20 protein-coding genes are annotated in these 20,997 nt (G+C 60.1%); 15 read left to right on the top strand and 5 right to left on the bottom strand.

Annotation, left to right across the window (positions count from 1 at the left end; all coding sequences use genetic code 11):
* Positions 1 to 73 precede the first annotated feature (73 nt).
* From BM132_RS16965 to BM132_RS16955, 3 genes are all read left to right on the top strand, one after another.
* Positions 74 to 1,006 (top strand): LysR family transcriptional regulator, encoded by a 933-nt coding sequence (locus BM132_RS16965; protein ID WP_092400638.1) that lies wholly within the window; start codon positions 74 to 76, stop codon positions 1,004 to 1,006.
* A 207-nt stretch (positions 1,007 to 1,213) separates the two neighbouring features.
* Positions 1,214 to 1,615, top strand: a complete 402-nt coding sequence (locus tag BM132_RS16960; RefSeq protein WP_092400636.1) for a MerR family transcriptional regulator — start codon at positions 1,214 to 1,216, stop codon at positions 1,613 to 1,615.
* 138 nt (positions 1,616 to 1,753) lie between these two features.
* Positions 1,754 to 2,653 carry a hydroxymethylglutaryl-CoA lyase gene (locus BM132_RS16955; RefSeq protein ID WP_092457065.1) on the top strand — a complete coding sequence of 300 codons (900 nt, stop codon included), beginning with the start codon at positions 1,754 to 1,756 and terminating at the stop codon, positions 2,651 to 2,653.
* Positions 2,654 to 3,305: 652 nt separating this feature from the next.
* Here BM132_RS16955 and BM132_RS16945 read toward each other — a convergent pair.
* Positions 3,306 to 5,003, bottom strand: coding sequence for an AMP-binding protein (locus tag BM132_RS16945; RefSeq protein WP_092457062.1), 1,698 nt, complete (start codon positions 5,001 to 5,003; stop codon positions 3,306 to 3,308).
* A gap of 188 nt (positions 5,004 to 5,191) precedes the next feature.
* Here BM132_RS16945 and BM132_RS16940 point away from each other — a divergent pair, with 188 nt between their 5' ends.
* The 4 genes from BM132_RS16940 to BM132_RS16925 are packed head-to-tail and all read left to right on the top strand — an operon-like array spanning position 5,192 to position 10,753.
* On the top strand, positions 5,192 to 6,355 hold the full coding sequence (locus BM132_RS16940; protein WP_047228468.1) for an isovaleryl-CoA dehydrogenase: 1,164 nt from the start codon (positions 5,192 to 5,194) through the stop codon (positions 6,353 to 6,355).
* A gap of 12 nt (positions 6,356 to 6,367) precedes the next feature.
* The gene (locus tag BM132_RS16935; RefSeq protein WP_092457059.1) at positions 6,368 to 7,975 is read left to right on the top strand and encodes a carboxyl transferase domain-containing protein; all 1,608 of its coding nucleotides are present in this window, start codon (positions 6,368 to 6,370) and stop codon (positions 7,973 to 7,975) included.
* 13 nt (positions 7,976 to 7,988) lie between these two features.
* Positions 7,989 to 8,804, top strand: a complete 816-nt coding sequence (locus tag BM132_RS16930; RefSeq protein ID WP_092457057.1) for a gamma-carboxygeranoyl-CoA hydratase — start codon at positions 7,989 to 7,991, stop codon at positions 8,802 to 8,804.
* Positions 8,804 to 10,753: an acetyl/propionyl/methylcrotonyl-CoA carboxylase subunit alpha gene (locus tag BM132_RS16925; RefSeq protein WP_092457054.1), complete on the top strand. Its 1,950-nt coding sequence runs from the start codon at positions 8,804 to 8,806 to the stop codon at positions 10,751 to 10,753. Before BM132_RS16930 ends, BM132_RS16925 begins: the two co-directional genes overlap by 1 nt.
* 30 nt (positions 10,754 to 10,783) lie before the next feature.
* On the opposite strand, the gene BM132_RS16920 is transcribed toward BM132_RS16925, so the two are convergent.
* Positions 10,784 to 11,431 (bottom strand): LexA family protein, encoded by a 648-nt coding sequence (locus tag BM132_RS16920; protein ID WP_092457052.1) that lies wholly within the window; start codon positions 11,429 to 11,431, stop codon positions 10,784 to 10,786.
* 129 nt (positions 11,432 to 11,560) lie between these two features.
* On the opposite strand from BM132_RS16920, the gene BM132_RS16915 reads away from it, so the two are divergent.
* The gene (locus BM132_RS16915) at positions 11,561 to 11,902 is read left to right on the top strand and encodes a DUF6124 family protein (RefSeq protein ID WP_092457049.1); all 342 of its coding nucleotides are present in this window, start codon (positions 11,561 to 11,563) and stop codon (positions 11,900 to 11,902) included.
* A 491-nt stretch (positions 11,903 to 12,393) separates the two neighbouring features.
* Positions 12,394 to 13,545 (top strand): M14 family metallopeptidase, encoded by a 1,152-nt coding sequence (locus tag BM132_RS16910; RefSeq protein ID WP_092457046.1) that lies wholly within the window; start codon positions 12,394 to 12,396, stop codon positions 13,543 to 13,545.
* A 66-nt stretch (positions 13,546 to 13,611) separates the two neighbouring features.
* On the opposite strand, the gene BM132_RS16905 is transcribed toward BM132_RS16910, so the two are convergent.
* A complete protein-coding gene (locus BM132_RS16905) occupies positions 13,612 to 14,148 on the bottom strand; it encodes a cytochrome b (RefSeq protein ID WP_092457044.1) in 537 nt (178 codons plus the stop codon).
* A complete protein-coding gene (locus BM132_RS16900; RefSeq protein WP_092457041.1) occupies positions 14,145 to 15,227 on the bottom strand; it encodes a catalase family peroxidase in 1,083 nt (360 codons plus the stop codon). The genes BM132_RS16905 and BM132_RS16900 overlap by 4 nt, the downstream gene beginning before the upstream one ends.
* Before the next feature lie 163 nt (positions 15,228 to 15,390).
* On the opposite strand from BM132_RS16900, the gene BM132_RS16895 reads away from it, so the two are divergent.
* Together BM132_RS16895 and BM132_RS16890 are read left to right on the top strand one after the other, a co-directional pair.
* Positions 15,391 to 15,897 carry a sigma-70 family RNA polymerase sigma factor gene (locus BM132_RS16895; protein ID WP_092457038.1) on the top strand — a complete coding sequence of 169 codons (507 nt, stop codon included), beginning with the start codon at positions 15,391 to 15,393 and terminating at the stop codon, positions 15,895 to 15,897.
* Positions 15,894 to 16,646: an anti-sigma factor family protein gene (locus BM132_RS16890; RefSeq protein WP_092457035.1), complete on the top strand. Its 753-nt coding sequence runs from the start codon at positions 15,894 to 15,896 to the stop codon at positions 16,644 to 16,646. Before BM132_RS16895 ends, BM132_RS16890 begins: the two co-directional genes overlap by 4 nt.
* 127 nt (positions 16,647 to 16,773) lie before the next feature.
* Here BM132_RS16890 and BM132_RS16885 read toward each other — a convergent pair whose 3' ends face one another.
* Entirely contained in the window at positions 16,774 to 17,610 is an 837-nt protein-coding gene (locus tag BM132_RS16885) for an IclR family transcriptional regulator (RefSeq protein WP_092400609.1), read from the bottom strand.
* Positions 17,611 to 17,855: 245 nt separating this feature from the next.
* On the opposite strand from BM132_RS16885, the gene BM132_RS16880 reads away from it, so the two are divergent.
* Genes BM132_RS16880 through BM132_RS16865 form a run of 4 tightly spaced genes read left to right on the top strand, consistent with a single transcriptional unit; the run spans position 17,856 to position 20,846 of the window.
* Entirely contained in the window at positions 17,856 to 18,881 is a 1,026-nt protein-coding gene (locus BM132_RS16880) for an ABC transporter ATP-binding protein (protein ID WP_092400607.1), read from the top strand.
* Positions 18,878 to 19,747: an ABC transporter permease gene (locus BM132_RS16875; RefSeq protein ID WP_092400605.1), complete on the top strand. Its 870-nt coding sequence runs from the start codon at positions 18,878 to 18,880 to the stop codon at positions 19,745 to 19,747. The genes BM132_RS16880 and BM132_RS16875 overlap by 4 nt, the downstream gene beginning before the upstream one ends.
* A gap of 6 nt (positions 19,748 to 19,753) precedes the next feature.
* The gene (locus BM132_RS16870; RefSeq protein ID WP_092400603.1) at positions 19,754 to 20,548 is read left to right on the top strand and encodes an ABC transporter permease; all 795 of its coding nucleotides are present in this window, start codon (positions 19,754 to 19,756) and stop codon (positions 20,546 to 20,548) included.
* Positions 20,549 to 20,555: 7 nt separating this feature from the next.
* Positions 20,556 to 20,846: a (2Fe-2S)-binding protein gene (locus BM132_RS16865; RefSeq protein ID WP_092457032.1), complete on the top strand. Its 291-nt coding sequence runs from the start codon at positions 20,556 to 20,558 to the stop codon at positions 20,844 to 20,846.
* Positions 20,847 to 20,997: the final 151 nt, after the last annotated feature.

Here is a 20,997-nt window from a genome sequence, read left to right as displayed (position 1 = left end):
TCACTGATTTGCATCGCCACCCGGCACCTCACAACAAGCTTAAGAACAAGCCCAATAACAAGAGTGCAGCGCCATGAATCTGAGCAAGGTCGACCTCAACCTTTTCATCGTCTTTGATGCGATCTACACCGAAGCCAACCTGACCCGCGCCGGGCAGATCGTCGGCATCACTCAGCCGGCGGTGTCCAATGCCCTGGCGCGTTTGCGCGAGACCTTCAATGACCCGCTGTTCGTGCGCACGGCCCAAGGCATGGTGCCCACGCCCATGGCCCAGAACATCATTGGCCCGGTGCGCAATGCCTTGTCACTGTTGCGGGTGTCGGTGCAGGAAAGCCGGATCTTCAATCCGCTGCAAGCGGTCAAGACCTACCGCATCAGCATGACCGACCTTACCGAAGGCGTGATCCTGCCACTGCTGTTCCAGCGCCTGCGACGCCTGGCGCCGACCGTGGCCATCGAGAGTTTCCTGTCCAAGCGCCGTGAAACCACCAAGGAGTTGGCCGCCGGTCGCCTCGACTTCGCCGTCGACGCGCCACTCAATACCGACCCGCAAGTACGCCACGTCAAGCTGATGGAGGACCGGTACGTGTGCGCCATGCGCAAGGGGCACCCACTGGCGAGCAAGGAAAAAATCAGCCTCGATGATTACCTGGCCCAAACTCATGTGCATATTTCCAGCCGCCGTAACGGTCTGGGTTATGTCGACCTGGCCCTGGGCAAGATGGGCATCCAGCGCAAGATCGCCCTGCGCTCCCAGCATTACTTGATGGCGTCCCAGGTGTTGCAACAGACCGACATGGTCATGACCGTCCCCGAGCGCTTTGCCCGTCGTCACGATCTGCATGCCTTTGTGTTGCCGGTCAACGATGTGCCCCCCGTGGAAACCCATCTCTACTGGCATGAAAGCACCGACCAGGACCCGGCCAACCGCTGGATGCGCGAACAAATGATCGAGCTGTGCCAGCAGGTGACGGCGCATGAGAAAAAGCTTGATAAGGTGGTGTAAAACTGAGGACCGCGTCATCGTTCTTCGCGAGCAAGCCCGCTCCCACATTGGACCTGCAGTACACGCAACATTTGTGTACAACGCAGAACCTGTGGGAGCGGGCTTGCTCGCGAATAGGTCTGTACAGGCAACGCACCTACGACTGCTTGACGTGAACGTCAACCTGCCATTAGCTTAGCGCCAGCCCCTTTCGTTTCGAGCGCTTCCATGAGCAGCCAGACCTACAGCATCTCCGACCTCGCCCGCGAACTGGATATCACCACCCGGGCCATCCGCTTCTATGAAGAGCAAGGCCTGCTGAGCCCGGAGCGACGTGGCCAGGAACGCATTTATTCACCTCGGGACAAGGTCAGCCTGAAGCTGATCCTGCGAGGCAAACGCATCGGTTTTTCCCTGGCCGAGTGCCGTGAACTGATCGAACTCTACGACCCCACCAGCGGCAATCAGAAACAACTGCACAGCATGCTGGCGAAGATCACCGAGCGCCGGGAGCAGCTTGAACAGCAACTGCTGGACATCGAACAGATGAAACTGGAACTCGACACCGCCGAAGAACGCTGCATCCAGGCCCTGGAGCAGACGATCAAAGGCCAGGAATTCATCCAATAACGACGCCAATCCCATGTGGGAGCGGGCTTGCTCGCGAATGCAGACTTACATTCAGCTCATCTGGCGACTGTCACACTGCTTTCGCGAGAAAGCCCGCTCCCACATAGGATCGGCGCACTCAACTACAGGTCAATCCCCATGTCCCTTCCCTCCTTTGTACGCCTGATTGAAGTTGGCCCCCGCGACGGCCTGCAGAATGAAGCACAACCCATCAGTGTCGCCGACAAAGTGCGCCTGGTGGATGCCCTGAGCGCCGCCGGCCTGGGTTATATCGAAGTCGGCAGCTTTGTCTCGCCCAAGTGGGTGCCGCAAATGGCCGGTTCCGCCGAGGTGTTCGCGCAGATCCAGCGCAAACCCGGCGTCACCTATGGCGCCCTGGCGCCGAACCTGCGGGGGTTTGAAGACGCGCTGGCGGCCGGCGTGAAAGAGGTCGCCGTGTTCGCCGCCGCGTCCGAAGCGTTCTCCCAGCGCAACATCAACTGTTCCATCAAGGAAAGCCTTGAGCGCTTCGTGCCGATCATGGAAGCCGCCCGGCAGAACGGTGTCAACGTGCGCGGTTACGTCTCCTGCGTGCTGGGCTGCCCGTACGAAGGCGCGGTCAAGCCCGAACAAGTGGCGTGGGTCGCCCACGAACTGTACGCAATGGGCTGCTACGAGGTGTCCTTGGGGGACACCATCGGCACCGGCACCGCTGGCGCCACACGCAAGATGTTCGAAGTGGTTTCGGCACAAGTGCCCAGGGACAAGCTTGCCGGGCACTTCCACGATACCTACGGCCAAGCCATGGCCAACGTCTACGCCAGTCTGCTGGAAGGCATCGCCGTGTTCGACAGTTCTATCGCAGGCCTGGGCGGTTGCCCGTATGCCAAGGGCGCCAGCGGTAACGTTGCTACCGAAGACGTGTTGTACCTGCTCAATGGCCTGGGCATTGAAACCGGCGTCGATCTGGACGCACTGATGGGTGCCGGCCGGCAGATCTGTGACGTGCTGGGTCGCCCTACCGGTTCGCGGGTAGCCAAGGCGCGCGCCGCACAGTGAGGTGTTACCGCTCCCTGTGTAACAGCTACGAAACGAGTAACACGGAAACAATTTGTCAGGTTTGGTCTGACAGCTTTTTCTACCGTAATCTATAACTAATTGATTTTGTTCATTTTTTAAAAGTTGGCACGGCACCTGCTATATCTCTGGCATAACAAGAATAAAAAAAGCGACAAACCCAATAAAAACAAGACGAAACGACTCTGACATAACAAAAACAACACGACAGAGGCGCAGCTAACAGATTTTTTTGGAGAAGATGGGCTTTTCAGGGTGCTTTCAGGAGCAACCCGCAACCGGGCAGAGAACAATAAAACTACCTTCAGGTAGCCCCCGAATCGGTTGGATCGCAAAGCGAAAAAGCAGATCAGCGCTCAAAAAAATACGTTTGCTCTTGATCCCGGATGGGGATCACCAAAACAGCGGTAAAGGGTCACGGCTACTAAAAACAACAACAGGCCGCCCCTCAATAATAAAAAAAGAGCACGTGACGACAAAATTAAAGGGGAGCTTCGGCTCCCCTTTGTGCTGTCTGGCGTTTGCTATTTTCTTGTGGGAACGGGCTTGCTCGCGAAAGCGGTGTGCCAAGCGACATAAATGTTGACTATGCCGCCGTCTTCGCGAGCAAGCCCGCTCCCACAGAGGATCTTGTTCAGCCTTCTTTATCACGCAGTTCTTCAATGCTGATTTCGCGCATGCGAAACTTCTGGATCTTGCCGGTCACGGTCATCGGGAACTCCTCGACGAACTTGAAATGACGTGGCGTCTTGAAGTGAGCAATGCGCTCTTTGCACCAGGCCTGCAATGCTTGCTCGGTGGCACTGTGGCCGGGATGGAACTTGATCCAGGCGACGATTTCTTCACCGTAGCGCGAGCACGGAATGCCGATCACTTGCACATCAGCAACAGCGGGGTGAGTGAAGAAGAATTCTTCCAGCTCACGCGGGTAAATGTTCTCACCACCACGGATGATCATGTCCTTGTTGCGCCCGACGATGCAGACGTAACCCTGTTCGTCCATGCTCGCCAGGTCGCCGGTGTGCATCCAACCGTCCCGATCGATGGCGTCGGCGGTGCCCTTGGGGTTGTTCCAGTAACCGAGCATCACGCTGTAGCCACGGGTACACAACTCACCGATGGTGCCACGGGGAACGATATTGCCGGCCTCGTCGACGATCTTGCTTTCCAACTGCGGCTGGGTACGGCCAACGGTGGTCACGCGCAACTCCAGCTCGTCTGAAGGACCGGTCTGCAACGACACAGGACTGGTTTCCGTCATGCCGTAGGCAATTTGCACTTGGGCCATGTGCATCTCGCTGATGACCCGGCGCATCACCTCAATGGGGCAAGTGGCCCCGGCCATGATCCCGGTGCGCAGGCTGGACAAATCAAAATCGCCTCGTTGCGGCTGGTCCAGCATGGCGATGAACATGGTGGGCACGCCATACAGCGCCGTGGCTTTTTCTTCAGCCACGGTACGCAGGGTCAGCAACGGATCGAAGGCGTCGTTGGGGTAGATCATGGTGCTGCCGTGGGTCATGCAGCCCAGATTGCCCATGACCATGCCAAAACAATGGTAGAGCGGTACCGGGATCACCAGCCGGTCGCTCGCCGTCAGTCCCAGGCTTTCGCCGACCATGTAACCATTGTTGAGGATGTTGTGATGGCTGAGGGTTGCGCCCTTGGGAAACCCGGTGGTGCCGGAGGTGTACTGGATATTCACCGGGTCATCATGATGCAGACTGGCTTGGCGCTCGACCAGTTGCTCAGGCGAAACCGCAGCGCCAAGGGCTGCCAGTTGCGACCAGGGCAAAAAACCTGAGGGGGGTTGAGCATCCAGACTGATGACCCCGCGTAGCTCCGGCAGACCCTCGCTGTGCAACTGACCTATCGACTGCTGCGCCAGCTCAGGCGCAAGCGCTTGCACCATGGCGTGATAATTCGAGGTTTTGAACGCTGCGGCGCAGACCAGCCATTGGCAACCCGACTGCTTGAGCACGTATTCGAGTTCGGAACTGCGATACGCCGGGTTGATGTTGACCAGAATGACACCGATCTTCGCACTGGCGAACTGGCTGATGCACCACTGAGCACAGTTGGGGGCCCACACGCCAAGACGGTCGCCGGCTTTCAAGCCCAGCGCCAATAGGGCTCGGGCGTGCAAGTCGACGGCTTCGGCCAGTTGCCGCCAGGTATAACGCAACGATTGATGGCGAACCACCAACGCCTCGCCATCGGGATACCGGGCCACAGTCTGATCGAAGGCCTCGCCGATGGTGTGCGCCAGTAGAGTCTTGTCCTGAGAGCCGCGGGTGTAGCTGAGCTGCGATTGCGAACCGGGTTGATCCATGATGACCCCTCTTGTCTTTATTAGTGGGTGTATCGGTGAACCTGCTGACTCAAGCGCACTTACTGTGGCGCAAGTTGACGTTAACGTAAAGGGTGATTGACAGTCATTCGTCACAGGCTTACGTTAACGTAAAGGTGAGAACCAATCCCCCCCTCTCCACACCCGACAAAAAAGCCAAAAGGTGTCCCATGAGCTACCCATCCCTGAACTTTGCCCTCGGCGAAACCATCGACATGCTTCGTGATCAGGTGCAGGCCTTCGTCAAAGCTGAGCTAGCGCCACGGGCCGCCCAGATAGACATCGACAACCTGTTCCCTGCCGACATGTGGCGCAAATTCGGCGACATGGGCCTGCTGGGCATCACCGTCCCGGAAGAATATGGCGGCGCGGGTCTGGGCTATCTGGCCCACGTGGTGACAATGGAAGAAATCAGCCGCGGCTCGGCCTCGGTCGCGCTCTCCTACGGCGCCCACTCCAACCTCTGCGTCAACCAGATCAACCGCAACGGCAATCACGAACAGAAAACCAAGTACCTGCCCAAGCTGATCAGCGGCGAACACATCGGCGCGCTGGCCATGAGCGAACCCAACGCCGGCTCTGACGTGGTGTCGATGAAGCTGCGGGCCGACAAGCGCGGCGATCACTACGTGCTCAACGGCAGCAAGACCTGGATCACCAACGGTCCCGACGCCAACACCTACGTGATCTACGCCAAGACCGACCTGGAAAAAGGCCCCCACGGCATTACCGCCTTCATCGTCGAGCGCGACTGGAAGGGCTTCAGTCGCAGCAACAAATTCGACAAGCTCGGCATGCGCGGCTCCAACACCTGCGAGTTGTTTTTCGATGACGTCGAAGTCCCGGAAGAAAACATCCTCGGGGTGCTCAACGGCGGCGTGAAAGTGTTGATGAGCGGCCTCGATTACGAGCGTGTCGTGCTGTCGGGCGGCCCTACCGGGATCATGCAGGCCTGCATGGACCTGATCGTGCCGTACATCCACGACCGCAAGCAGTTCGGCCAGAGCATCGGCGAATTCCAGTTGATCCAGGGCAAAGTCGCGGACATGTACACCCAACTCAACGCCAGCCGCGCCTATCTCTATGCCGTGGCCCAAGCCTGCGAGCGCGGCGAAACCACCCGCAAGGACGCCGCCGGGGTCATCCTCTACAGCGCCGAACGCGCCACGCAGATGGCCCTCGACGCGATCCAGATTCTGGGGGGTAACGGCTACATCAATGAATTCCCGGCCGGTCGCCTGCTGCGTGACGCCAAGCTGTACGAAATCGGTGCCGGCACCAGTGAGATTCGTCGGATGTTGATCGGTCGTGAACTGTTCAACGAAACCCGCTAAACGGAGCTGTCCATGGCCACGCTGCATACCCAGCTCAATCCGCGCTCAGCGGAATTTATTGCCAACCGCGAGGCGATGCTCAAACAGGTCGACGCTTTGCACACCCTGCTCGCTCAGGTTCAACAAGGTGGTGGCCCCAAGGCGCAGGAACGCCACACCTCGCGGGGCAAACTGCTGCCCCGTGAGCGCATCAATCGCTTGCTCGATCCGGGTTCGCCGTTTCTCGAGATCAGCCAACTGGCAGCTTACGAGGTGTATGGCGAAGACGTGCCGGCCGCGGGCGTGATTGCCGGGATCGGCCGGGTGGAAGGCGTCGAGTGCATGATTGTCGCCAACGACGCGACGGTAAAAGGCGGTTCCTACTACCCGCTGACGGTGAAGAAACATCTGCGAGCCCAGACCATCGCCCAGCAAAATCGCCTGCCGTGCATTTATCTGGTGGATTCGGGCGGTGCCAACCTGCCGCGCCAGGACGAAGTGTTTCCCGACCGTGAACACTTCGGGCGAATCTTCTTCAATCAGGCGAACATGAGCGCCATGGGCATTCCACAGATTGCCGTGGTCATGGGTTCCTGCACCGCCGGTGGCGCCTACGTGCCGGCGATGGCCGACGAAGCGATCATGGTCCGCCAGCAGGCGACGATCTTTCTCGCCGGACCACCGTTGGTAAAAGCTGCCACCGGAGAGGTGGTCAGTGCTGAAGACCTGGGCGGTGCCGATGTGCACTGCAAGATCTCGGGCGTCGCCGACCACTACGCCGACAACGATGAACACGCCCTGGCCATTGCTCGGCGCAGCGTCGCCAACCTCAACTGGCGCAAGCTCGGCGAAGTGCAGCAACGCGCGCCCATCGCCCCGCTGTATTCAAGCGACGAGCTGTACGGCGTGGTTTCGGCGGACGCCAAGCAGCCGTTTGACGTGCGTGAAGTGATTGCGCGGCTGGTGGACGGTTCGGTGTTCGATGAGTTCAAGGCGCTGTTCGGGACGACGCTGGTATGCGGTTTTGCTCACTTGCACGGCTACCCGATCGCCATTCTCGCCAACAACGGCATCCTCTTCGCCGAAGCCGCACAGAAAGGCGCGCACTTTATCGAGCTGGCCTGTCAACGCAGTATCCCGCTGCTGTTCCTGCAAAACATCACGGGTTTCATGGTCGGGCAGAAATACGAAGCCGGCGGCATCGCCAAGCACGGCGCGAAGCTGGTGACGGCGGTGGCCTGCGCCAAGGTGCCGAAATTCACGGTCATCATCGGCGGTAGCTTTGGGGCCGGCAACTATGGCATGTGCGGCCGCGCCTACGACCCACGGTTCTTGTGGATGTGGCCGAATGCGCGGATTGGCGTGATGGGTGCCGAACAGGCCGCCGGCGTATTGGTGCAGGTCAAGCGCGAACAGGCCGAACGTAGTGGCCATCCGTTCAGCGCCGCCCAGGAAGCTGAAATCAAACAACCGATTCTCGATCAGTACGAAGAGCAGGGCCACCCCTACTATTCCAGCGCGAGGCTGTGGGACGACGGCGTCATCGACCCCGCCCAGACCCGCGATGTACTGGGCCTGGCCTTGTCCGCGTCGTTGAACGCGCCCATCGAACCGAGCCGCTTCGGCGTGTTCCGGATGTAAACGGGGAATGCACATGGATAACTTCAACACCCTCGAACTGCTCAGCGACCCCCGCGGCTTTGCCACCTTGTGGCTCAGCCGTGAACAGAAAAACAACGCGTTCAACGCCGAAATGATCCGCGAGCTGATCCTTGCCCTGGACCATGTCAGCAGTGATCCGAATCTGCGTTTTCTGCTGATCCGTGGTCGCGGTAAACACTTCAGCGCCGGTGCCGACCTGGCCTGGATGCAGCAGTCAGCCGAACTCGATTACCACACCAACCTGGACGACGCCCGGGAACTGGCGGAGCTGATGTACAACCTCGCCAAGTTGAAAATTCCTACCGTGGCGGTGGTCCAGGGCGCGGCGTTTGGCGGTGCGCTGGGGCTGATCAGCGCCTGCGACATGGCCATCGGCGCCGATCAAGCGCAGTTCTGCCTCTCGGAAGTACGCATCGGCCTGGCGCCGGCGGTGATCAGCCCGTTCGTGGTGCAAGCCATCGGAGAGCGGGCCGCGCGGCGTTACGCCCTGACCGCCGAACGCTTCGACGGACAGCGGGCGAAAGAGATCGGGTTGCTGTCGGAAAGTTACCCGGCCGAAACCCTGGAGCAGCAGGTCGAACAATGGGTCGACAACCTGTTGCTCAACAGTCCGGCGGCCATGCGCGCCAGCAAGGAACTGTTGCGTGAAGTCGGCAACGGCGCCCTGACACCGGCATTGCGGCGCTACACCGAAAACGCCATCGCCCGCATCCGCGTCAGTCCGCAAGGCCAGGAAGGTTTGCGGGCGTTCCTGCAAAAGCGCTCGCCCAGTTGGCAAGCCGAATCGAACAACAAGGAGCCGCGTTGATGAGCGCCCCCATCCTCACCACCTTGCTGGTGGCCAACCGTGGTGAAATCGCTTGCCGCGTGATGCGCACCGCCAAGGCCATGGGGCTGACCACTGTGGCCGTCCACAGCGCCACCGATCGCGATGCCCGTCACAGCCGTGAAGCCGATATCCGTGTAGACCTGGGCGGTAGCAAGGCCGCTGACAGCTATTTGCAAATCGACAAACTGATCGACGCGGCCAAGACCAGCGGCGCCCAGGCTATCCATCCCGGGTATGGTTTTCTTTCGGAAAATGCCGGGTTCGCCCGGGCCATCGAAAACGCCGGCCTGATCTTCCTCGGCCCGCCCGCCTCGGCCATCGATGCCATGGGCAGCAAGTCCGCCGCCAAAGCTCTGATGGAAACCGCCGGCGTACCCCTGGTGCCCGGTTATCACGGCGAAGCCCAGGACTTGGAGACCTTCCGCGACGCCTGCGAACGCATCGGCTATCCGGTACTGCTCAAGGCCACTGCCGGTGGCGGTGGCAAGGGCATGAAAGTGGTCGAGGACGTCAGCCAACTGGCCGAAGCGCTGGCTTCGGCCCAGCGTGAAGCACAATCGTCGTTTGGCGATTCGCGGATGCTGGTGGAAAAATACCTGCTCAAGCCACGGCACGTGGAAATCCAGATTTTTGCCGATCAGCACGGCAACTGTCTGTACCTCAATGAACGTGATTGCTCGATCCAGCGGCGGCATCAGAAGGTCGTCGAAGAAGCACCCGCGCCGGGCCTGAGCCCGGAACTGCGGCGGGCCATGGGCGAAGCCGCCGTGCGTTCGGCTCAAGCCATCGGCTATGTCGGTGCCGGTACCGTGGAATTTCTGCTGGATGCGCGCGGTGAGTTCTTCTTCATGGAGATGAACACGCGCCTGCAAGTCGAACACCCGGTGACCGAAGCCATAACCGGCCTTGATCTGGTGGCATGGCAGATTCGCGTGGCACGTGGCGAGCGGCTTCCAATGACACAGGAGCAAGTGCCACTGCGGGGCCACGCTATCGAAGTGCGCCTGTATGCCGAGGATCCGGCCAACGACTTCCTGCCGGCTACCGGGCGCCTGGCGTTGTATCGCGAGTCGAGTGCGGCACCGGGTCGTCGGGTCGACAGCGGGGTGGAGGAAGGCGATGAGATTTCACCGTTCTACGACCCGATGCTCGGCAAGCTGATTGCCTGGGGCGAGGATCGTGAACAGGCGCGGTTGCGGCTTTTGAGCATGCTCGACGAGTTTGCCATCGGCGGGCTGAAAACCAACATCGGATTTCTACGACGCATCGTGGCCCACCCCGCCTTTGCGGCGGCGGAGTTGGACACTGGATTTATCCCACGTTACCAGACGCAACTACTGCCAGAGCCCGGCGAATTGGATGACGACTTCTGGCTCGCGGCGGCCCATGGCTTCGCCTTGAGCCTGACGCCGCGTGCACGGCCTGATGACGCCAACTCACCTTGGGCCAACACCGCAGGACTGCGTCTGGGGCTGCCAAGACAGACCACTGTGCACCTTAGCTGTGAGGGCCAGGATCGAGCGTTGACCCTGGACGTCACGGCCGGTCGTACAGAATTCCTGGGTGAGCAACTGGTGATCGAGCACGATGGCCTGCGTCGCAAGCATCGCGCCATTCGCCAGGACGACAGTCTGTATCTGCAATGGGAAGGAGACCTGCACCGAGTCGACGTGTACGACCCGCTGGCCGCCGCCGAAGCCAGCCACAGCCACCAAGGCGGCCTGACCGCCCCCATGAACGGCAGTATTGTTCGGGTGCTGGTGAGTGCCGGCCAAACGGTGGAAGCCGGGGCGCAACTGGTGGTATTGGAGGCGATGAAAATGGAGCACAGCATTCGCGCGCCCCAGGCCGGTGTGATCAAGGCCCTGTATTGCCAGGAAGGCGAAATGGTCAGCGAGGGCTGCGCGTTGGTGGCGTTCGAAGAATAAGTATCGGCCCGCTCCCACAGGCCGATCCAGTCAGAACCTGATGGTGGCCTGCACGACCACACCGATGATGCGGCATTGCTCGGTGTACAGGGTTTTCGGGTAGGTGGGATTGAGCGGGACCAGGTAACGCTGCCCGCTCTCTTCGATCAATTTGCGAAAGGTGGCGTCACTGCTGTCAGGCAACTGGGCAACCACCAGTTTGCCGGGCGCAGCTTCAATGGCCGGGTCCACCAGGATCGACATTCCCTCGGGAATGCTCAACCCGCTGGGTGACGTCATCGCATCTCCCACCACCACCAGCCAGAATGCGTCCCCCTGAGCGTGATAGTCCGTCAGCTCATAGCGCGCCTGGCTGCAGGACGGCAGATCGCCTTCGCGAATCTCGCCTACCTCGCTCCAATCACTTACCGGGTAGCGGAAGTACGGATTGTACTTCTGCGCCAGGGCCATGCCTTCCTCGGTGGAGGTGTCCGGCTCGCGGATCACCATTGCCACTTCAAGAAACTCCAGCCCCAGCTCCCGCAGGACCCGGTTCATGTCGTCGACACTGGGTTGCCGGCGCTTGGTCAGCCAATGGCCGACGCCGCCCTGGGACATCCCCAAACGTTCTGCGAGCACCACTTGCGTGATGCGCAGCTCCTTCATCTTGGCCTTGACCAACTCTATCCATTTATCCATGTGCGGCACGATACTTGGCTGGCTCCGACCATCAAAACACAAAATGTAGTATTTAAATTATCGTCACAATTACGATAGGTACTATTCTGGATTCAGGATTTCAGCCCCTACACGGAGAATCTAGACACCATGGACAGACTCAACAACGATGAGCCCACCCGCCCTTCCGACAGTACATTCACCTCGCTGCAGGACTGCCCGGCGGCCCAACGCGCTTTGGACTACTACTTGAAACCGGGTATGTCAGAAGCGCCTGCAGAACATCGCTTCTTCGACGTGAACCGCAACATCAGCGCAGAAGAGGCCTTGGTCCATGCTTGCGACCTGCTGCGCTGTGCGGCCGCCACCGCCCAGGAATCCGCCAGCCGACTACAAGGGTCGAGCCGCGACCTGGCTTTTTCAGTGGTGCATATGATTGATCTGGTCAAGGTGATGCTTGACCGGTCACTGGATGGCTACCCTACTCGCTAGGCGTAACACTTGGGAATGGCACCGCGAATGCGGGACCAGGAAAATATTTTCCAATAGGCAGGATAAAAACATTTGACTTGCAAATGATAATGATTATTATTGCATCAGCTGGTCGCGAGATCAGTCGATAGGCCAGAAGACCTTAGGTCGGACTTCTGGAATATCTCCTCATCAGGCTAATCACGGTTTTTGACCCGGCTTTTTGCCGGGTCTTTTTTTGCCGATTTTTCGGCTTATGGCTTCAGGCTAATGAAGTCTTTTGGGTGTCGCTCATTCAATGGCGGCGATGATAGCAAATGAATATCCCTTTTCAAGCAATCCACGCCGTACCGACGAAAACTATCGACAGGCAGCACTTGAGAATCAATCGCGGACTCACTAAGCTCCAATAGCGTCCAGGGAGGACGCCCCCTCTTTTCTGTCACGCAAATCGTCCCGACATCCTCCTCCTTGCGTGTAAAGTAACGGTCATAAAATCCATCACAGGAACCGTGACCGTGGCTAAATCTTCCTTTGATATCAGCGCCAATTTCGACAGCGGCAACATCGAGATCGTCGACATCAGCAATCCTTTGCAATCACTGCTGAAGATCAGACCCGACACCCGTAGCGCCCACTTCCAGTGGTTCCACTTCAAGGCCAGTGGCTTGCATGTCGGCCAGGAATATTCCTTTCGTTTGCTCAATGCCAGTCAATCGTCCTACAACAAGGCATGGACGGGTTACCAGGCCGTCGCCTCTTATGATCACGTCAACTGGTTCCGTATTCCCACACAGTTCGAAGGCGACGCCCTGCGCTTTCACTTGGAAGCCGAACAGTCTCATGCCTGGTTTGCCTACTTCGAACCCTACAGCCGCGGTCGCCACGACTGGTTGATCGAGCAGGCACTGCACAAGGCCGGGACCGAACTGCTGGCCATTGGCAAAAGCGTGGAAGGCCGCGACATTCAACTACTGCGCAAGGGCAGCGGTGCCGAAGGTCGACGCAAGGTCTGGATCATCGCCCAGCAGCATCCCGGCGAGCACATGGCCGAGTGGTTCATGGAGGGCGTGATCGAACGCCTGCAACATCAGGACGACCCGCGCTTGAACCGACTGCTTGCCAAGGCCGATCTGTATCTGGTGCCCAACATGAATCCTGACGGTGCCTTCCACGGCCATCTGCGTACCAATGCCATGGGTCAGGATCTCAACCGCGCGTGGCAGAACGCCAGTCCGGAAATCAGTCCTGAGGTATTTTTCGTCCAGCAGCAAATGGAAAAATACGGCGTAGATTTGTTCCTGGACGTTCACGGCGACGAAGAAATCCCTCACGTCTTCACCGCCGGTTGCGAAGGCAACCCCGGCTACACGCCACGCATTGCCGAACTTGAAGAGCGCTTTCGCAGCGATCTCAAGCACCAGACCAAAGACTTTCAGACCGCTCACGGCTATACCCGCGACGCACCGGGCCTGGCCAACATGACCCTGGCCTGTAACGCAGTCGGCCAAAAATACGATTGCCTGTCCCTGACCCTGGAGATGCCGTTCAAGGATCATGACGACCACCCGGATCCTCGCACCGGCTGGTCCGGCAAGCGTTCGATGCAACTGGGCAAGGATGTATTGAGCAGCATTGAGACCATGGTTGACGAATTGCGTTAATCCAACGACCTGATCAACCCTGGTCCAAGATGGATATCCTAGGTGGGAGCTTTGCTCCCACAATCATCAGCCCTTGCCACGCAACATACTGTCCAACACCTCATCCCGACGCACCCAACCATGAAACAGTGCCGCCGCCAGATGCACCAGCACGGTCAGGAACAATAGATAAGCCAGGTAGCCGTGAGCCTTGCGCAACAGTGCGAAAGTCTGGGCATCCGCCGGTACGATGGAAGGCAATTGCAGGGAGCTGCTGAGCATCACCGGGTCTCCCGCCGCTGAAATCATGCCCCAGCCCAACAATGGCAAAATCAACATCAAGGCATACAGCAGAACATGGGAGGCCTTGGCCGCCAACGCCTGCCAGCCTGGCAGATCGGCCGGCAATGGCGGTTGGCGCGTCGTAAAGCGCACCACCAGGCGCACGATCACCAGCAGCAAAATCGCGATGCCCAAGGGTTTGTGCAACTGAAGCAGCCATTCATGGCGCTCGGACACCGAGGCCACCATGCCCGCGCCGATAAAGAGCATGGCAATGACCATCAATGCCATCAACCAGTGCAGCAGTCGCGCCAGCGGTGCGAAGTGTCGAGGGGTGCTCATGGGCGGGACTCCTGGTTGGCGGGCAATTGACTGACTTCGCTGGTGCGCCGCAAGTACGAGCTGGCATACGCGGCAGAGCGCGCCGCCAAAAGCGGGTCTTCTGAACCTTCGATGCCGTTGGGCAAAATCAGCGGGTCATAGTTGATGTCGCGGCATTCGCCGTCGTCCTGCGACTGGGTGCGCTCCAGCACCAGCGTACCGGCGTTGAGCACCTTTCGATCTTCGGGCCAGGCTTTGCTGGCGTCATTCACCGGATCGCCCGGATTGGCCAAAGTGATATTCAGTTGCCAGCGCAACGGCCCCGCAGCCAGGCGCTTCACCAGATCCTGTTCCAGAAAGTCGGCGCCCTGGGGTGAGGTCACTTGCGTGCCATCTGCGGCCACTGGCACCACGCCCCACCGCACCGCCTGGCGTTGTCCAGCAGGATTGACCAGATAGAACGCATTGATGCCGTTATAGATTTCGGTGGCATAGCTGGCCGAGGGCTTCGCGGTCTTGATCCATTGCAGGAACGGTTTGGCTTCCGGGTGCGCGGCAAAGAAGGCGGGGACGGCCGCAGGGTTGGGTTTACCCGTGGCCGGATCCGGCGATTGGGCCTGTTGCAACTGATAGAACGCTTCGGGAGTGCCCACCGGAAACACCGGCATGCTGTTCATGCCGGTACGCCACTGCTGCCCGTTGGCCTGGGTGAAGCGCAGCGCCAGACTGCGGATCGGCACGCTGTTGTCCGGCGCGTAGGGGTTGCCGCTGGGCAAGGCAAACCGCCCGACGACCGGCGTGCGCGGCTCCATGAAGACTTGGGCACTGGAATAGGGGCGAGCTTCACCGCTGCTTTGGAAATAGCCCGCAACGCAAACCCCTTTGGAGTGATTACGACGAAAGCCGGGGTGCACGCCGTTGTTCTTTTCCAGCACATTGACCAACGCATTCGGCGTCAGGCGTTGTGGGTCAAGGGTTCCATTGACGTAGGCAAATGTCCCGGCCAACGCGGCGACAATCACGGCGATGCCGCTCAGGCGCAGCGCCAGGCTGGTGGCACCCAACGGCGGCCGGCTCGGTTCAGAGGAAGGGTCAACCATGACGAAGCTCCAAGGCCCAAGGCCATTTCTACAAAGGACCCGTCAGACGAAAGCCTGAGGGTTTTATTCCCACGCTTCGTATTTATTTTTTCCAGGCTGGAATAATCTCCTTCGCGAGTCGTCTTTCCACTCCCGGCGCAGTGACTGCCAAAGAAGCACAGCCATGAACGAACTCGACGAACAGTTGCGCACGCTCATCCCCCGACTACGGCGGTTTGCCGTGTCGTTGACGCGCAACCCCAGCAACGCTGACGACCTGGTGCAAGCATGCCTGGAGCGGGCATTGTCAAAATGGAACGACAAGCGGGCCGACGGCGATCTTCGGGCCTGGCTGTTTTCGATTCTTTATCGACAGTTTCTCGATAGCCATCGTCGTTCCCGGCGCTATGCCCGCATGCTGGAATTTTTTACCGGCCGCGACGACGCTCACCCTTCGGCCGAGCGCAGCGTGATCGCCCAAACGTCCCTCGAGGCGTTCGATCAACTGACCACCGAACAACGCGCGCTATTGCTGTGGGTGTCAGTGGAAGGCTTGAGCTACCAGCAAGTGGCCGACATCCTCGACGTACCGACCGGCACCGTAATGTCACGCATATCCCGCGCCCGCCAGGCCCTGCGCCAACTCAGCGACGGCGAAATCACCCGCCCTGCCCTGCGGATACTCAAATGATCAGCATGCCCCCCAGCGACAACGACCTGCACGCCTTCGTCGATCATCAACTGAGCGAAGCCGACCAGCGTCTGATGGAAAACTACCTGGCCCATCACCCGGAAGTCGCCGCCCGAGTCCAGGCCTGGCAACAGGACGCACAACACTTGCGCGCGGCCCTGAACGCAGGCCTGCAACACGCGCCCAATCCGGACCTCGACCCGATAGCGATCCGCCAACGCCTGAAACATCGGTTCCATCGTCATCTGGCCAGCGCGGCAGTGTTGCTGCTGGCCGTCAGTGTCGGCGGTTTGAGCGGCTGGAAGGCCCGGGAGATGACGCTCGTCAGCGCTATGCTGCCCATGACCGACGCCTTACAGGCGTATCGACTGTTTGCCCAACAAGGCATCCTGCCGGCCGATTATCAAGGCGGCGACGAGAGCACCATGCAAGGCTGGCTCGACCGTTATTTCACCCGGGCCGACCGCCTGCCAGATCTGTCGGGGGCAGGATTCAAGCCGGTCAGCGGGCGATTGCTGAGCACCGAGCAAGGGGCGGCGGCAATGGTGGTTTATCAGGACCCGAGCGGTCAGAAAATCAGCTTCTACGTGCGTCCACCGGGCCCGAAAAATTTCCTGCTACCGCGCGGCAGCCGTCGTGACGGCGAGTTGCAGGCCGAGTATTGGTCCGGGCCGGGATACAACTATGCGATGGTCATACCCAGTGATACGCCAGCGGCGCAAAAGCTCAAGCAGACCCTGAATTTCTGAGCACCGCAGATCCCCTGTGGGAGCGGGCTTGCTCGCGAAGGCGGTGTGTCAAACGACATTGATGTTGAATGTGCCAGCGCCTTCGCGAGCAAGCCCGCTCCCACAGGGGCTGGAGATGTCGTGAAATTTAACCCTGCCCAAACACCTGCGAAGGCCTGCGCAGCAGTGGGTCGAACGGATTGATCCGCGGCCCGATCAGCGCCGCCTCGCGCTTAAGCATCTCCACCACCGTCGGCAGGCGGTCGGGCCCCAGTCGATCACTCACGGTCGCCACGCTCAACGCCGCCACGGCGCGGCCCTCCCGGTCCAGGATCGGCACAGCCACCCCGGCCATGCCTTGCAAGACGCCAGTATTGCGTCCGGCGTAGCCCAGCGCGCGTACGCTCTCCACTTCCGTGCGCAGGAAGACTTCATCGTACAAATGAAAATCCTTGAGCCGTGGCAGGTTGTACTGGATCACCGTGTCGCGCTCTTCTTCCGGCAGGAACGCCAGAATCGCCAGGCTGCCCTGCCCCACGCCCAACGCCACGCGACCGCCGATGTCGCCGGTGAATGTGCGGATCGGGAAAGGACCTTCACTGCGGTCCAGACAGATCGCATCAAAACCACTGCGCGCCAGCAGAAATAACGAATCCCCCAGGGACGCCGACAGCCGCAGCATGGCAGGCCGCGTCAACTCACGCAGGTTGCCGGTGTTCCCGGCACGCGCGGCCAAGGCAAAAAAGTCCAGGCTCAGGCGATAGCGTTTGCTGCGCGCGTCCTGCTCGACCATGCCTTCGTCCATCAGGCTACGCAGCATGCGATGCGTGGTGGGTTGAGACAGGCCGATGCGCTGAGCCAATTGCGTAACCCGCTCCCCGCCCTCGATGGTTTCTCCCAGGCTGCGCAACACGGCAAACAGTCGGGAGACCGCGCCGACCCCAACTTCATTTTTTTCGTTATTCCGATCAATGGAATCTGACATTAGATTTCTCGGTAGCTAATTTACTCACCGAAGGAAACTGAAAATAGTCGTCGCTTCAGTGAAATAGTCCATTGAGCCCATCCTATTCTTCGTCCTACTCTGCGTCCATACAGGGGCGATTCGAACAACAGCGGCAGCCGACTTAACGCCGAGCGCCAACGCACCCCGCAGCATCTTTTCGTATCTGCCCATACAAAAAAGCGCGCCTTGTGGCGACGCATAACAATCTCAGGTGGAGCGCAATCATGGCTTTTGTGCAACTTGAAGGACTTGGCAAACGTTACGGCGACATCGATGCCGTGGTGGACACCCATCTCTCGGTGGAAAAAGGCGAATTCGTCTCGCTGCTGGGCCCCTCAGGCTGCGGCAAAACCACCACCTTGCAAATGATCGCCGGCTTCGTCGAAGTCAGCAGTGGGCGCATCCTGCTTGACGGTCGCGATATCACCCACGCCAAGCCCGCCAGTCGGGGCCTGGGCGTCGTGTTCCAAAGCTACGCGCTGTTCCCCCACATGACCGTCAAGGACAACGTCGCTTTCGGCCTGCGCATGCGAAAAGTGCCCGGCGCCGAGCTGCAACAACGGGTGAATCGGGTGCTGAAGCTGGTGCGTCTGGACCAGCACGCCGAGCGCTACCCGCGGGAACTCTCGGGCGGCCAGCGCCAGCGTGTGGCACTGGCCCGGGCGCTGGTGATCGAGCCGCCAGTGCTGCTGCTCGACGAACCGCTGTCCAATCTCGACGCCAACCTGCGCGAGGAGATGCAGTACGAAATCCGCCGCATTCAGCGAGAAGTCGGCATCACTACATTGATGGTGACCCACGACCAATCCGAAGCACTGTCCATCAGTGACCGGGTCGTGGTGATGCAGGCCGGGCGAATCACTCAGATCGACGCGCCGTACACCCTCTACGAACACCCGCGCACCGAATTCATTTCCGGCTTCGTCGGCAAAGCCAACCTGCTGCCCGGCGAGCGCGACAGCCAGGGCAACGTTCAAGCTTGCCGCCAGGGCCACGGCCCACTGGTCTTGAGCCTGCGTCCAGAGAAAATCGATCTGTGCCAAGCCGGCTCGGGTCGGTTGCAAGGCGTCATCGTCAGCCGCTTCTTTCTCGGCAGCCAATGGCTGTACGGTGTTTCGACCAACCTGGGCGAACTCAGCGTGGTGCGCCGCAACGACGGCTGCGCGCCGCTGACCGAAGGCACGGCGGTGGGTCTTGACTGGGATCCGGCGCTGCTGCGGGTGCTGAGCGTGGACGAGGTGCCGGCATGAAACTGATCGATGCAATGCGCCGGGGAAGGCAAGGCTACCTGATGTCAGCCCCCGCCCTGGCCTGGTACCTGGGCCTGCTGGTCATTCCCTTGGGGCTGACGTTGGTGCTGTCGTTCAACGTCTTCGACTACGGCACCGGCATCGACGCGCACGCCTACACCCTCGACCACTACGCGAGCCTGCTGAGCGACCCGTACTATTACGAGATCTTTTTGCGCACATTCTGGATCAGCGCACTCACCACTATTTTGTGCGTGCTGATCGGTGTGCCCGAGGCCTATATCCTCAGCCGCATGGGCGCGCCTTGGCGCTCGATTTTCCTCATTCTGATTCTCACGCCGCTGCTGATTTCGGTGGTGGTACGGGCCTTCGGCTGGAGTCTGCTGCTGGGTGCCGACGGGCTGGTCAACCAGACGTTGCAAGCCTTCGGTGGTTCACCGATGAAGCTGCTCTATACGCCGTTTGCCGTGGTCATCGCCCTGGTGCATGTGATGCTGCCGTTCATGATCATCCCGGTCTGGACCTCGCTGCAAAAGCTTGATCCGGCCGCCGAACAGGCCGCGCTGTCCTTGGGCGCCAGCCAGTTCACGGTGATGCGCAAGGTCGTGCTGCCGCAGATCATGCCCGGCGTATTGTCCGGCACCCTCATCGTGTTCGGCCTCGCCGCCAGCTCCTTCGCCATTCCCGGCCTGCTCGGCGGACGCCGTCTGAAAATGGTCGCCACGCTGATCTACGACCAGTACCTGTCGGAGCTGAACTGGCCAATGGGCGCGGCGATTGCCGTCGCGTTGCTGCTGCTCAACCTGCTGATCATGCTGTCGTGGAACCGCATGATCGAAGGCCGCTACAAGAAGTCATTGGGGTAACTCGTCATGTCCAGGAACGGTCCTTTCGCCCTGTTGTTTCATGCCCTGGTGGTGGTGTTCATGATGGCGCCGCTGGTGGTGGTGTGTCTGGTTGCCTTCACCCCGGAAAACACCCTGAGCCTGCCCACCACGGCGTTTTCCCTGCGCTGGTTCCGTGCGGTGTTCGAACGCGCCGACTTTATCGATGCGTTCTACAACAGCCTGATCCTGGCGTTCAGCGCGGCGTCGTTGGCGACGCTGATCGCGGTGCCGGCAGCACTGGCGATCACTCGACTCGAATTCCCTGGCCGGGATTTTTTCAATGCTCTGTTCCTGTCGCCAATCATCATTCCGCACCTGGTGCTGGGTGTGGCATTGCTGCGGCTGTTTGCGCTGATGGGCGTGAACGGCAGCTTCACCTGGCTGATCTTCGCCCACGTGCTGGTGATTACTCCGTATGTGCTGCGTCTGGTGCTGGCCTCGGCCATCGGTCTGGACCGCAGCGCCGAGCAGGCCGCGCAATCGCTAGGGGCCGGGCGCTTCACACTGTTTCGGCAAATCACCTTGCCGATGATTCTGCCCGGGGTAGCCGGGGGTTGGTTGCTGGCGTTCATCAACAGTTTCGACGAGGTCACCTTGTCGATCTTCGTCACGTCACCGGCCACGCAAACCCTGCCGGTGCGCATGTATGTCTACGCCACCGAATCCATCGACCCGATGATGGCGGCGGTTTCGGCGCTGGTCATCGCGCTCACGGCGCTGACCATGATTCTGCTCGACCGGGTCTATGGCCTGGATCGGGTTCTGGTGGGCAAACAATGAGGGCGCCATGGCTCTGCTGACACGACTGGCCGAGGGCGACCGCCCGGCACTGGACTTTACCCTCGACGGCAAACCGGCCATCGGTCTGCTGGGCGATACCCTGCTCACCGCTGTGCTGACCTGCAGCGAACATTTGCGCGGCAGCGACTTCAGCGCCGAGCCCCGGGCCGGTTTCTGCCTGATGGGCGCCTGCCAGGATTGCTGGGTCCGGTTGGGCGACGGCCGCCGCGTGCGCGCCTGCTCGACGCTGCTTGAAGCCGGCCAGCAAGTCATCCGTGAACCGGGGCGTCAGCTATGAACAGTGCCGGCTGGGATGGCCTCATCGCGAGCAGGCTCGCTCCCACAAGGGATGTGCAGCAAGCATCACCATCGCGCCCCTGTGGGAGCGAGCCTGCTCGCGATAGCGTCTTTGAAGAATCCGCCAAACCCACCGCATCGCCTGTGAGGTG

The organism is Pseudomonas sp. NFACC45 (genome assembly GCF_900113505.1).
Lineage (GTDB): Bacteria > Pseudomonadota > Gammaproteobacteria > Pseudomonadales > Pseudomonadaceae > Aquipseudomonas > Aquipseudomonas tehranensis.
This window is presented reverse-complemented; position numbering and strand designations above follow the sequence as displayed.